The sequence below is a fragment of the Desertivirga xinjiangensis genome (assembly GCF_024436435.1).
Classification (GTDB): domain Bacteria; phylum Bacteroidota; class Bacteroidia; order Sphingobacteriales; family Sphingobacteriaceae; genus Desertivirga; species Desertivirga xinjiangensis.
On record NZ_JAFMZP010000002.1, the window covers coordinates 560,219 to 574,441 of the forward strand.

At 42.9% G+C, this 14,223-nt stretch carries 8 protein-coding genes; all 8 read left to right on the forward strand.

Annotated elements, in window-relative coordinates:
* Nucleotides 1–42: 42 nt before the first annotated feature.
* The 8 genes from lnt to J3P37_RS07210 all read left to right on the forward strand — a co-directional run bounded on the left by lnt (nt 43) and on the right by J3P37_RS07210 (nt 14,187).
* The gene (gene lnt, locus J3P37_RS07175) at nt 43–1,551 is read left to right on the forward strand and encodes an apolipoprotein N-acyltransferase (protein ID WP_256010398.1); all 1,509 of its coding nucleotides are present in this window, start codon (nt 43–45) and stop codon (nt 1,549–1,551) included.
* 131 nt (nt 1,552–1,682) lie between these two features.
* The gene (locus J3P37_RS07180; RefSeq protein ID WP_256010399.1) at nt 1,683–2,852 is read left to right on the forward strand and encodes a T9SS type A sorting domain-containing protein; all 1,170 of its coding nucleotides are present in this window, start codon (nt 1,683–1,685) and stop codon (nt 2,850–2,852) included.
* Nucleotides 2,853–3,066: 214 nt separating this feature from the next.
* Nucleotides 3,067–4,797, forward strand: a complete 1,731-nt coding sequence (locus J3P37_RS07185) for a RagB/SusD family nutrient uptake outer membrane protein (RefSeq protein WP_256010400.1) — start codon at nt 3,067–3,069, stop codon at nt 4,795–4,797.
* 12 nt (nt 4,798–4,809) lie between these two features.
* Nucleotides 4,810–5,247, forward strand: coding sequence for a DUF5004 domain-containing protein (locus J3P37_RS07190; protein ID WP_256010401.1), 438 nt, complete (start codon nt 4,810–4,812; stop codon nt 5,245–5,247).
* Entirely contained in the window at nt 5,248–6,255 is a 1,008-nt protein-coding gene (locus tag J3P37_RS07195) for a DUF4961 domain-containing protein (RefSeq protein ID WP_256010402.1), read from the forward strand. It abuts the gene before it with no gap.
* Between the two features lie 56 nt (nt 6,256–6,311).
* Nucleotides 6,312–9,413, forward strand: coding sequence for a SusC/RagA family TonB-linked outer membrane protein (locus J3P37_RS07200; RefSeq protein ID WP_256010403.1), 3,102 nt, complete (start codon nt 6,312–6,314; stop codon nt 9,411–9,413).
* A gap of 12 nt (nt 9,414–9,425) precedes the next feature.
* Nucleotides 9,426–11,111, forward strand: a complete 1,686-nt coding sequence (locus J3P37_RS07205; RefSeq protein WP_256010405.1) for a RagB/SusD family nutrient uptake outer membrane protein — start codon at nt 9,426–9,428, stop codon at nt 11,109–11,111.
* 31 nt (nt 11,112–11,142) lie between these two features.
* The gene (locus J3P37_RS07210; RefSeq protein ID WP_256010408.1) at nt 11,143–14,187 is read left to right on the forward strand and encodes a SusC/RagA family TonB-linked outer membrane protein; all 3,045 of its coding nucleotides are present in this window, start codon (nt 11,143–11,145) and stop codon (nt 14,185–14,187) included.
* Nucleotides 14,188–14,223 lie beyond the last annotated feature (36 nt).

Genomic DNA, 14,223 nt, shown 5'->3' on the forward strand with positions numbered 1-14,223 from the left:
GTTAATAGATTATATCCAGCTTACTCTGACGTTTTGAAAATTTTGAGATCTGTAATACGCAAACAGCACCTGCCAATGTTTTTGTCAGGTGCTTTTGCGGCTTATGTAGTCTCGAATGCTATTTTTGTCTTTTCCTGGTTTTGCTACGTACCTTTGTTTTTGCTGCTAGCGAATGCTGGTAAAAGGCAAGTTTTTTTTTCGGGACTTGCTTTTGGGCTCGGGATTTCATCTGTGATATTTTTTTGGATGTTGGGAGCGGCAAAGGAATTCAGTGGCAATCATGTTACTTATTCCATTTTTGTTACCGCATTATCAACGGTCCTCTTCGCTTTCTACTGGGGGGGAGTGATTGTGGTGATTAACCGGACCCTCAAAGGGAGATTTGATAACAGTTTTCTCAAAGCTGCATTAGTCGCGAGTGTTTTCGTGCTTGCGGAAAGCGTGCTAACATTTTGCTTTCAGCAAATGCCCTATTATCTCTTTATCAGCGGGTATGGTTTGTTGAATAACTTATATACTATTCAATTCGCATCTTTTCTGGGCTTACCGGTGTTAACTTTTGCGGTGATCTGTGTTAATTATTTACTGGCGGATGCTATCTTATCAAAAAGATGGAATAAGCTCTTGCTGCCAGTGGGGATAATAGTGATGCTTATCTCTGGCGGCTTGCTGATCAAATCTAACATTGATAACAAAATTTTGTCGGGAGCTCCCATAAAGGTTGCAATAGTTGCTGAAAATGTACCTCCACAACTGCGTTGGGATGAACATGGCGGAAAGATCTTAGCACAAAGACTTCTAAGTCTGAACAGGCAAGCGGCAGTTTGGAATCCTGACATAGTGTTATGGTCGGAATCTTCAATTCCCTGGACATATCGCGAGGATGACGATCTCTTAGGGGAGATTTTAAAAGAACCATACCCAGCTCAAACCACCCAGATCATCGGGATGATGGGAGAATATTCAAAAAGTGAGGTTTATAATTCAGCCTATGCCATCTCGCGTGATGGAAGGGTGATAGGCAAGCATGATAAAACGTATTTACTTAGTTTTATCGAGACACCGGTTTTCGGTTTAAATATGCCATTCCAGGATCTGGATGGTTATTTGATTAAAAACGGAGAGGGGACAAAGCCAGTTTCTACACCCAAAGGAAAAGCTGGCATTGCTATTTGCAATGAAATAATAAATCCGGAGGCAAGTATTTTGCAGGTTAGAAACGGAGCAGAATTCTTACTCAATTTGAGCAACGATGCCTGGTTCAAGGACGGTGCTATTATTGAAGTTCATTTTTTATACGGAAGGCTAAGCGCCGTAATTAACCGCAAAGATGTGGCCCTGAACAGCAACAACGGCCTTTCCGGCCATGTTAAGGCCAACGGAGAGGTGCTGTCCAAACGAAAAAGCAAAGACATGTTTGTTGAATTAGCGACGATCAGTCCCAATAATTACGATAACTCGGGAAATTATCATCCTTTCTTGGTACCGATCCTCTCACTTTTATTCTTCTTATTCTCGGTTTGTACAAGACGAATTTCCAACTCTGGCTAAGCTCTGTCTCCTCTCATGAACAGCCTGTAATTACTAGATTTCATGCTCTTGTTTTTTTTATTAAAATTATAATTTTAATTTGCTAAAATGTTTTAGTTGTATTAATTTAGCCTAAACTAATATAAACCATTATGGATAAAACGCTACTCTTATTTACGCTGTTGCTGTGTGTTGCGGGCAGCGCATTTTCGTCGACCTTAGTTCAGGGGAGCTGGCGCTGGCGCAATGACGATGGCAATGAGAACACTGCCACTTTTAAAGCTGCAGAAAATACATCGATAACTATAAACGACTATGGTGTAATCAGGCTGAGAGTAAGGGTTGAAAATCAGAGCACAACACAAACTCATGCTGTCGGAGCTTTAAAGTACTCAACCTCACTTACAGATGTTCCCGTTCTTATTACGAGTGATCCTTCTGTCAACGCATTTGTCTATGTACAAAGTGATCTTGCGCCGGATAGTAAGGAGCCGACTACAAACAGCAGTTTTTTAACCACTGTAAACACGGCTGGTCTATCACCGTTTGATTACGCTGCTGGTCAATATTTTGATCGAGAGAGGTTTTTGGCAAATAATGATGACAAATCTCCTGTTGGCCCCTCAACGTATTCTGATATGGAGTTTGTAATTAGGCCAACTGCTAACGTTTTACCAGGTACCACCTATTACTTTATAGCTGAAAATACGAAATCCGACGAGCAGGTTCCATCAAATGAAAATAACTTTGCGGTATTAAAGACAGCTAGTACATTGCCAGTTGATTTTGTGAGTTTCCAGGCTAAAACTGATAAGGACCGGGTGCAGCTTAGCTGGATTACAGCTTCTGAAAAAAATAACGACAGATTTGAAATCAGTAGAAGTACAGATGCCCGCAGCTGGCAATCGATTGGGGAGAAAAAAGGGAAAGGTACGTCAAGTAAACCTTCTTCTTATAATTTTGTCGATCATCTGCCATTGAACGGTACATCGTATTACCAGTTAAGTCAATATGACTTTGACGGAACTAAAAAAGTGTTATCCGTACAATCAGTTAACCTGTCGTTAAAACCTTTTGTTGATGTACAGGTGTTCCCTAATCCTGCCACGAGTGAAATAAATCTTTCGCTGCGCAACTACCCGGGGCAAGGGGCCGAGGTCAGTCTATTCAGCCAGGACGGGAAATTGATCCATAAAGAACGATTGAAGAAAGATATAGAATTACATAAACTAAGTATAAACCAAATGCCGGAAAAGGGGGTGTACATCCTTAAGGTGGTCGGGGACGATTTGAACCTTTCAAAAAAGGTTATAATTTTGTGATGAATTGCTAAAACGTTTTTATTTATGAGGGTGGAAGTAGAACTATCCTTTACCATTAGAACTTACCTTTTATGAGCAGTTTGCCTCCACCAGGGCTACAATTCCTGTCTCCGAAGAGGTTTACTAAAAATTAACCAATGAACCCTGTATGAACCCAAATGTTGAGAAACGAATTGTTCATGCATGTTCATCGCCATTAAACAAATTATTTGTAATGAAAAAATGTAAGTTTTTTTTAACTAGTCTGGCGGCTTGCACATTTTTATACGCTTGTCAGAAAGACAGCTTTTTGGACCAAACGAGCTCCACAGATCTGAATGAACAAGCAGTTTTCGCCGATAGTGCCTATACCCTCGATTTCTTGTCTGGTATATACGCGGATATTGGTTTTGCCACTGCTCCAAAAAGGTTTGGCGGCGGAGGCCTGGATGCCTGTACCGATGAGGCCGAAGGCGCATCTTCAGGTGCGATTAACACCTATATTCAATTCGCCACAGGCACTGTCAATCCGGACATTATTACCGATGATGCGTGGAGGGTATCTTATTCCAATATCAGAAGATCAAATATCTTGCTGAAAAACCTGCCTAATACTGAGTTAAAAGAAAATACGAAAAAACGGATAAAAGCAGAAACCAGGTTTTTACGCGCCTATTATTATTTTATCCTTCTTGAACATTACGGTGGTGTAACTCTGATGGGAGATAGTGTTTATAACTCTAAAGACATAGTTCCATCTGCCAGGAATACCTTTAAAGAATGTGTTGACTATATTGTCAGTGAGCTGAACGCTGCGGCGGCCGACTTGCCCTGGATACATGTGGGAGACGAGTACGGGAGGATAAATGGGGCAGCCTGTAAAGGGCTTAAAACCAGGGTTTTGTTATACGCCGCCAGTCCGTTGTTTAACGGTGGCAGCATAGCCACTGCCGAACCGCTGAAGTCGATAACCTCATATCCCAGCTACGATAAAGATAGGTGGAAATTAGCCCAAGATGCCGCATTGGAGATCCTTAGTGGTCCTTACTATTCATTGCATATCAACAATTCTACAGAGCCTGGCTATGGCTTTTATGAAGTGTTCCACCTGCGATCAAGTACTGAATTGATTTTGGCGAGGATGCAGAAGGCAAACAGAGATCTGGAGGCTGTTTGGAACCCGCCAACCCATGGTGTAGACAATCCTGGTGCATATCCCTATTTAGAGTTAGTTAATGCTTTTGGAATGCGAAATGGTAAGAATATAGATGACGAAGACTCGGGGTATGACCAAACTCAGCCCTATAAGGACCGGGATCCCCGTTTTGCGAACACCTTTACCCGGGATCAATCCTTAGTGTATCATACCCCTGAGCTAATCAGGATTCCTGTCAATATTTATATTGATAAAACTAATCCTAATAATGTTACTTCGGGCCAGAACGCGATTTACAAAGGAACGCCAACAGGCTATTATACCTTTAAAATGCTTCACCGGGAAGTGGTTGCCAACTGGTTTAACGTAGTTACACCCCGTTGCTTCCCTATTATCAGGTATGCTGAAGTATTGCTGAATTTCGCAGAAGCGAGAAATGAGTATTTGGACGCACCAGATCAGCAGGTGTACGATGCAGTAGAGCGTATCAGGCAAAGAGCCGGTTTATCTCCTTATCAATTGCCAACCGGATTAACTCAGGAAGATATGCGTAAAGTGATCAGAAACGAAAGGCAAAAGGAACTGGCCTTTGAAGGTCACAGGTTTTTTGATGTTCGCAGATGGAAGATTTCAGAGGAGACGGATAACCGTTTGATGCATGGCACCGAGCCTGTTAAAACGGCATCTGGCACTACTTACAACACTATAGAAGTGAGAAAACACAATTTTAATCCACGTATGTATCTATGGCCGATTCCACAGGCTGAAGTAGTGAAGTCTGCTCAGTTGCTGCAAAATCCCGGATATTAACCAATAGTTATCATGAAAAGACGAATATTCACATTTTTTTACCTGCTGTTCGGCACTCTTGCTTTCGTTGCATGTGAGGATGAGTTAGCTGCAACAATTACCGACGAATCCCTGAAAGAGGTTACCGGGACCTGGAAAGTGGTTTCGCTTACGAGGAATGGAGAAGAACTGGCCCAAAGGCTGGATCTGAGCAGGTTCAGAATTACCTTTAACCCTGATGGAACTTACGCTTTGCAAGACAAATTAGCTTTTGCTGTTGCCGGCCCTGGAACCTATAAGCTGAATGATCCTCAATATCCTTATAGTTTAATTCTTACAGAACAAACTAAGGAAGCGCAACCTGTCAAATTTCAATTTCCGGTAATCGAAGGAAAAAGACAAATGAGCCTCACCTTTAGCCCTGGATGCAGTAGCAATACTTATCAATATAATTTTGTAAAAGAAAAGTAGATGAAGATGAAATACTTAATTGAGAATATTCGATACCTCTATCTGCTGCTAGGTATAGCTGTAGTGATCTTTCTGATTCAATGCGGCCTCAATGCATTCACGATAGAAATGCCTGATTCCGGTAATGCAAACGAAGTTGCAGTTTTTAAGTTGCACGGTAGTACCGAATCCGTTATTGATAACTCTGCTCCGGATCCAACTTATTCAACCAGACTCTTGGTAGGGATTATGGTTCCAAAAAGTTGGAATGCGAGGCAAAACGCTGTGTTAAGTTTCAAAAGCGGTAAAGGAGATGAGGCGAATATGGTTCTGATTCCTGATTCTGAGGTCGAGCCGGCATCTGGCCTCAACTGGTCGAATGCGGCGAAACGAAGATTTGGTATAGGGCCCAACCTTTTCGACGATTTCGAGTGGCTGGTCTACAGAAGTAATAATGTATACGTATTCAGGAACGATGACGATATTAATATTGATGTGACGATTTCCTGCAAATTGGGTCCGGAAAATATGATCGCAAAACTAGGGTTCTTCCTGGGATCTTCAAAAGAAAACTTAAGACCAGAGGATACCGATTATACCAAGTTTGCTTTTTCAGATCAGTTCGAGGTAAAAAACGGGACGGGAGAAGTGATTGATTTTGTAAATCCACAGTTGAGCAAAATAGAGCCGGTAAAAAGCTTGGATAATGACATCGTTACCTTCACTTTCGATTCAGGCGTGACTCACACTGCTCTTAGCAATACGGACGATCTGTATCTGTGCGCTAAGGCGTATGGTGAGAACAATACGGTTATCTCTGAAGTCTGTGAACAAACCGCCAGGACCAGGCTGTCAGCCTTGGGAGGTAAGCGCTACCGACTTGATCTATGGCCGAAAGGTTTTTTTGATGTTCCTTCCGACGTTATCATCTCGAGAATAGAGTACCACTATACGGATGTAACCGGAAACATTAAAGTAGGGTTTGCCAATACCGCGGATCCCTTCAAGTTTACTTTCATATGTCGTTAAACTGACTATGCGAGATACCATTAAACCCTGAAAATAAGAAATTTAAATTAGTATTTATGATGCTAAATTGCTATATCAAAAAGAGCACTCTGGGGATCCTGTTGCTTTTTTCAGGCCTGATTGCCGTTAAAGCACAGCAGGCTGAACCAACTGCTGCCACAGGCGGCTTCAAGGAAACCAGAGATTCCCATAAAATAAGTGTTGTCGATGAGTTTGCCAAGCCGGTAAGCGGCGCTGCAGTATATTCAAAAGCTGGAAAGCTCCTGGGTACCACCGGAGCGGATGGGATTACAAATGTTAATGGGGCTGATGAAACCATTACGGTTCGTCTAGCCGGATATTATCCCAGAACGATCAGAAATATCAGGAATACTACTGTAAGATTGACCGTCGATTACCTTCAGTCTGCCGACTACACCAATGTTTTGTATGACAGGAAAGCGAACAAAGAGATCCTGGGTGCAGTATCGACCGTAAACAACAATCAGCTCAAGACAACTCCGACCTCTCTGTATTTAAATGCACTAACCGGAAGGTTGCCGGGCTTTTATACTCAGGAAGTCAGAGGTTTTCGTTCTGCCAGAACAACACCGACAACCTACAACGATCTCGCAGGCTCCCTTCCAAGTGAAGCAACGCGGTATAGTTCGAATTTTACTGATAATTCGGAGATCAACTACAATTTAAGAGGCTTACAACCGGTGACTATAATAGATGGAGTCCAACGCGATATTTATTCGTTAGATCCTGAAAATATAGAATCAATATCGGTTTTGAAAGATGCACTTTCTACACTTTTGTTGGGCCAAAAAAGTTCACGTGGTGTCTTGCAAGTCACTACTAAAAAAGGAGTAGCTGGTCCGCCCAGGATTTCGTTTACAGCACAAACAGGTATCCAGAACCCGTTAAAAATTGCAAAGCCGCTAAATGCTCACGAATACGCTTATCTATACAATGAGGCCCTGCAAAACTCCGGAAGGACGCCAGCTTTCACGGAGGCGGATTTCAACGCTTTTCGTTCCGGTGATTCCCCTTATTTATATCCTAATGTAAACTGGTATGATGAGGTGCTGCGGGATGACGCGCCTATCATCAAATATAACTTAGGTGTTAATGGAGGAGGAAAAACTGCCCGTTATGCTCTTTCTTTAAGCTATATGAATCAGGAAGGGATGTTTAAAAGCATTAGTGACCTAAATACGAACCTAAGCCTTGACCGTTATCTTATCAACAGTTCAATAGATATAGATGTTGCTAAAAATTTTAATATAGGTTTGCAACTTTTCGGTAGAGTGCAGGACGGCAGGCAGCCTGGTGCCGGTACAAACAACATTTTGGATGCCCTGCACTATACACCGAACTATGCATATCCGGTCTTTAACCCGGACGGCAGTTTCGGCGGATCTTCCTTATACACAACTAACCTCTATCAACAAGTTACAGAATCTGGATACTTATTAGATAATAACCGGGACTTGATGGGAAATTTGGACCTGAAGTATAAATTCGATCAGTGGCTTCCAGGTTTGTATGCAAATGCTAAGATTAACGTGACTGCAGCGTCTTCAAGCTTAGTTGACAGAAGCAGGCGGCAGCCTGTCCGTGATCTGAGTTATGATGCTTTAGGAAACCCGGTATACGCCCGCTATGGCCTCATCTCGGATCAGCCGAACTCCTTCGCGATAACCTCAACCACAAATTCGTTTTACGCTCAGGGAGCAATTGGCTACGATACTCGGATCGGTGATGATCACCAAATTGGAACCAAACTTTTTATTGATCAGCAAATTGCTAACTACCAGTTTGATTTGCCGGCTAAGTATACCAATATAGCTGCGACCGGAAACTATAGCCTCAAAAATAAATATTTTGCTGAGGCTGCAGTGAATTATTCAGGATTCAATCGCTTTCAATCCGGCAATAGATTTGGACTATTCTATGCCTTTGGTTTAGGCTGGGATGTTGCCGGCGAAAGTTTTATCAGGGATAACATAAACTGGATCGATCAATTGAAGTTCAGAGCCACTTATGGACAAACCGGCAATACCAATGAAGGCGCACTGGGGTACTATTCATGGAGAGCTTCTTATGGCCAGGATGGAACCAATGGTTACGAGGTTGGCCCTCAATATGCATTTGTGAGTGGCCTGGTAGAAAGGGGGCTGGCAAATGTAAATGCAACGTGGGAAAAAGCCCGCAAGCTGAATGTAGGTTTAGATATGGCTTTCTTTAAGTCGCATTTCAAGGTTACTGCCGACTATTACCGTGACAAATATTTTGATTTGTTGCAGTCAAGAGGTTCATCGATCGAACTCATTGGTATGGGATATCCCAATGAAAACATTGGTAAAAATCTCTACACAGGACAGGAACTCATGCTTACTTACCAGAATAATATCAACAGCTTTAATTATTTCATTACAGCGAATGCTTCCAGGATGAAAACAGAGGTGTTGTACATGAATGAAATGCAGCAGAAGTATGCCTGGAATTATAGGACAGGTATGCCGGTTGGTCAAACTTTCGGTTACCTGGCCGACGGTTTGATACAGACTCAGGCAGAAGCAGATGCTGCGCCACGACTAGCCGGTACTAAAGTTTACCCGGGCGACATAAAACTGGTTGACTTAAATGACGATGGGGTAATCAATATCTATGACCAGACAGCACTCGGCAATACCAAACCCATTATTTATTTCGGTACTACCTTAGGCTTCAATATCAGAGGTTTCGACTTGAGTGTGTTACTGCAAGGGGTTAAAAACCGGTCTTACCAACAAATTGATTACTCCTTCGGATCTAATGGCGATCGTCAGGGTTATGAATATCTTTTAGGCAGATGGACACCGGAGACTGCGGCCACTGCCACTTATCCAAGACTGACCATAGGTGCTAACGGAAACAATACCCCATTCTTAAACAACTCCAGTTTTTGGACCCACTCAGGTGAGTATCTGCGTATCAGAAACTTAGATATAGGCTACACGCTACCTTTCAGTGTAACTAACCGCATTAAGGTAGCGGGTCTGAGGATATTCGCAAATGCACAGAACTTATTTACCACCACGCCTTACGACAGGTTAGACCCGGAGGTTTATGGCGATACCGCATATCCCATTCAAAAAATCTTCAATGTCGGCGTAAATATCAAATTATAAGAAAGAGACAATATGAAAAAGATATATATGAAATGGTTGGCAGTGGCAGGGTTGGCTAGTCTACTTTTTTCGTGCAAAAGCGATTTGGAGACCGAACCGATCGAGTTGCAAACGTTAGATCAGATATTTAATAGCAAAGATTCTGCTGGTGTAAATGCTGAAAGGTTTTTGTTAGACATTTATACCCGTCTTCCCCGGACGTACAATCGAGTCGGAGATGATTATTTAGACGCGTCAACCGATGATGCAATTTCATCCAATCCGGCGAACGTGTCCGTTCTGCAGTTGGCTCAGGGCTTGAATACTTCCGAGAATTACCAGGATAACCAGTGGGCTAACTGCTACAGTGGCATACGTCAGGTTAATATTTTCATTAACAACATTGACAACGTTCCGTTAAAAGGTAAATTAGCCAATGGAACTGGCTTTAATGCGGTTTGGAAATCGGAGGCGAGGTTCCTGAGAGCGCTCTACTATTTTGAACTGGTTAAGCGCCATGCCGGCGTTCCTTTGTTAGGCGACAGGGTTTTTCAATTAGGGGATGATATTGAACTTCCAAGGAACTCTTTTGAAGAATGTGTGAACTATATTGTTAGCGAATGCGACGCCATTAAAAATACCCTGCGTACAAACCCCTTTGATCTTAACTTTATCGAGCGGCCGACTAAGGGAGCCGCTTTGGCCTTGAAGGCCCGGGTTTTACTTTATGCAGCAAGTCCCCTGTACAACGGTGGCAACATAGACGCATCCAATCCTTTAACCGGGTATACAAACTTTTCGGCAGAAAGATGGCAAAAGGCTGAGCAGGCTGCTCTCGAGTTAATTGACATCAATCAGTTTGAGCTTCTGGACGATTTTAAGAGCGTATTTATTACACAAGGCAATAAAGAGCGTATCTTTTCCAGGCAAGGAGGAACCAATGTGAACATTGAAACGGCCAACGGGCCAATAGGCTATACTACTGTTGTAAACAATGGCCGGACGAGCCCAACTCAGGAGCTGGTAGATGCATTTGGCATGGCTAACGGTCTCCCGATTACAGATCAAGCTTCCAACTATCAGGAAGATAACCCTTATGCAGGAAGAGACCCAAGGTTTTATGCGACTGTTTTTCATAACGGATCACAATGGTTGGGTCGGCAAGTTCAAACTTATGAAGGTGGGGCTGATAAACCGGGCGGCAGCAAACAGCAGACCAGGACCGGATATTATGCCCGAAAATTCATGGGGAACTTTGAAAGCCTTCTAAGGTACGATGATGTTAATCATGATTTTATCTTATTTAGATATGCGGAAGTGCTTTTGAACTACGCAGAAGCCAGAAACGAGTTTTTAGATGCCCCGGATGAAGAAGTTTACCAAAACGTGGAAGCTATCAGAGAGAGAGCGGGTTTGAATCCTTTTCAATTGCCCTCCGGCCTGACCAAAGTGCAGATGCGGGATATTATTCAGAATGAGCGTCGCAAAGAGCTGGCCTTTGAAGAACACCGCTTCTACGACGTAAGAAGGTGGAAACAGGCAGAGGATCTGTTCAACAAGCAAGTGCATGGAATGACTATCTATAAAACAGGAACGGGTACCATATACCAGGAAGTACCTGTATTGCAACTCAATTTTAATAAAAAGATGTATCTGGCTCCTATACCATTTTACGAAGTGATAAAAAACAGGAAAATGGTTCAAAATCCAGGCTGGTAGTTTAGGGTAGTTAACAGTTCAATTAAAAGAAATGAAAAAAGTCTTATATATTATTTTATTGATTTTTTCAATAGCTCCTGCTCTTGCTGTTGGTCAGTCTGTGGTAAGGGGTGTCGTGCGGGATGCCAGTGGGCCCTTGCCTGGTGTTACAATTACTGAAAAAGGGCTAAAGAATGTAGTCGTTACTGATGTGGCTGGTAAGTTTTCAATCTCTCTTAAAGGGGGAGGAATACTTGTCTTTACAAGTATAGGATACGTTTCCGTAGAAAAGAAAGTAAAAGCGGGTGACAATGTGGAGCTCACCTTACAATCCAGCAGTCAGGATCTTAACGAGGTGATGGTAGTGGGATTCGGAACGACCAAACGTATCACAAATACAGGTGCGATCAGTTCTGTGAAAGGAGCCGATATTCGAAATATACCGACGTCCAGCGTCCAAAACGCAATGGCAGGGAGAGTATCCGGCTTTGTTTCTGTGCAACGTTCAGGCCAGCCTGGTCGCGATGCTTCCGACTTTTTTATCCGAGGAGTTAGCTCCTTAAATAGTGAAGGAAATCAGCCCCTAATCATCGTTGATGATATTGAGTATACTTATGCTCAGTTAGCTCAAATCAATGTCAATGAAATTGAGAGTATTTCCATCTTAAAAGATGCGTCTACAACAGCGATCTATGGTATTAAGGGTGCAAACGGAGTTTTAGTAGTGAAGACCCGCCGTGGAACTAAGGGTGCGCCCAAAGTGAACGCACGATTTGAGTCGGGGGTGCAGAGTCCGGTTTCCCGCCTGAAATTTTTGGATTCGTATGAAACAGCGCTTTTGGTCAATGAAGCAAGAGTGAATGATGGCTTATCACCAACGTTCAGTGAGGCTGCATTAGAACATTTCAGACTGGGTGATGACCCCTATGGACATCCCAACGTAAACTGGTATGAAGAGATATTCAAGCCTTCAAGTATGCAATACAATAGTAATGTTGATATTTCCGGGGGGACTGAATCGGTGAAATACTTCATCTCCGGCGGCGCTTTTACCCAGGACGGTAATCTTTATAATTTTGAGGACGAAGGTAACCAGGTAGACAACAACTATTACTACAGGAGATTTAATATGCGCTCCAATCTGGACGTGCAGGCAACCAAATCTCTCAAATTAAGGTTAGATATGCGCGCTAACTTCGGTAAGATTAATACCCCCAGAGCAGGAAACATAGTGGGAGAGGTGTTTGACTTTTCCAAGATACATCCTTATTCTGCGCCGTTTTTAAATCCCAACGGTTCTTACGCGTATGCAAGCGACACTCAAAATCTGTTGCCTACAATAAATGCCCGTCTGGCAACCGCTGGTTACAGGTTAGACAGGCGCAGCGACTTAAATATCCTGTTTGGTGCAACTCAGGAATTGGAAAGCATCACAAAAGGCTTGTCGTTCTCCGGCCGCATAGCCTATGCCGGGGTAGAATCTACCGTTCGCGATCAGGGCAGGGAAACCCCGCCATCATATCTTTACAATCCCAACAGCGATACATATGTACTGAATGGTACGAAGTATGTACTTGATAACTACACTTTGCGCGCAGAACAAGGTGATTATAACAATAGGGTAAACGTTCAGGCGTATTTTAATTACGCCCGCACCTTTGGTGATCATAGTTTGAATGGCTTATTGCTTTATAACAGAGAATCGTATAAGGAAAAAGATGCATTTGTAGCAGCGAAAAACTGGATCCCTCAGAACTTTCAGGGGCTTACTTTCAGAACGGGATATGACTACAAACAAAAGTTTTTAATAGACCTTACTGCAGCCTATAACGGTAGTGACCGTTTTAATGCCGACAAAAGGTACGGGCTTTTTCCTGCTGTTTCTGTGGGGTATAATTTGGCTAAAGAAAACTTTTTCGACGAGAAGCTGAAGTTTATAGATCTCTTTAAACTGCGTGGCTCATTTGGAGAGGTAGGTTCGGATAGGGTTAGAGGAAATCAATATTTGTTTGACCAAACATATCAATCCGGAGGGCCTTATTCGTTCGGTGAGGTAAGTAAAGATGTGAACACGATTTATGAAGGCCCGCTGGGCAATAGTAACGTAACCTGGGAAAGGAGCAGGACCCTCGATATAGGCGCAGATATCAATTTGTTCAACAACAAGGTATCGGTGGTAACGGATTATTTCAACACCTTAAGGTATAAGCAGCTGATCCCGTCAAACTCTTTGCCGCTAAATATCGGTGTTGGTATTTCGCCTACCAATATCGCGAAGGTGAGAACCAGGGGTATAGAACTCGAGTTAGGTTATAACGATAATATCGGTTCATTTAGTTATAACATCAAGGGGGTACTTACCTATTTCAAAAGCAAAATCTTATATATGGATGAACCGGCACCAGCATATCCATGGCTAGCCAAAACCGGTTACCAGATTGATCAGCCCTTTGGCTTCTTATTCGATGGCTTTTATACGGAAGACAACATTGCTACAAGTGCTAAACCTAACACCAGCGTTGATATCGTGCCCGGCGATCTAAGATACAAAGATTTGAACCAGGACGGTGTGATTGACTTAAACGATATAACAGCCATAGGCAAACCAAATACGCCTAATACTAGTTATGGTCTTACTCTTGGCGGTAATTTTAAAGGGTTTAGTTTTAACGTCTTGTTCCAGGGCACTACTGACTATTCCTTTTATGTTAAAGGCAATGGTATTGAACCGTTCCAAAGCCAGTTCCAGCCTATTCATCAGCAGCGCTGGACGCCGGCAACAGCCGCCTCCGCAAAATTTCCGCGTCTGTCTACTAACCCCACTAGCATAAACAGCCCCGGAGCTTATCTGTCTGACTTTTGGTTGATCGATGCAAATTATCTGAGACTAAAAACGGTGGAAGTCGGTTATCAACTGCCGCAAAAGTGGCTGCCAGCTAAAATGAATAATGCCAGGCTTTACCTGAGCGGTTACAACCTGCTGACCTGGACTAACTACTCCCTATACCAGCAGGATCCTGAGGTTACTTCAAACACCGCGGGAGATGCTTATCAAAACCAGAGAGTGGTAAATCTGGGTCTTCAGATTGGTTTCTAGTTCAGGAAGCTTTTATACCAATATAGCCGCCCTTAC

What these genes read in the sequence shown, in the direction of transcription:
- J3P37_RS07185 (WP_256010400.1), top strand. Translation starts at nt 3,067, where the DNA reads ATGAAAAAATGTAAGTTTTTTTTAACTAGTCTGGCGGCTTGCACATTT.
- J3P37_RS07210 (WP_256010408.1), top strand. Translation starts at nt 11,143, where the DNA reads ATGAAAAAAGTCTTATATATTATTTTATTGATTTTTTCAATAGCTCCT.
- J3P37_RS07190 (WP_256010401.1), top strand. Translation starts at nt 4,810, where the DNA reads ATGAAAAGACGAATATTCACATTTTTTTACCTGCTGTTCGGCACTCTT.
- J3P37_RS07205 (WP_256010405.1), top strand. Translation starts at nt 9,426, where the DNA reads ATGAAAAAGATATATATGAAATGGTTGGCAGTGGCAGGGTTGGCTAGT.
- J3P37_RS07195 (WP_256010402.1), top strand. Translation starts at nt 5,248, where the DNA reads ATGAAGATGAAATACTTAATTGAGAATATTCGATACCTCTATCTGCTG.
- J3P37_RS07180 (WP_256010399.1), top strand. Translation starts at nt 1,683, where the DNA reads ATGGATAAAACGCTACTCTTATTTACGCTGTTGCTGTGTGTTGCGGGC.
- J3P37_RS07200 (WP_256010403.1), top strand. Translation starts at nt 6,312, where the DNA reads ATGATGCTAAATTGCTATATCAAAAAGAGCACTCTGGGGATCCTGTTG.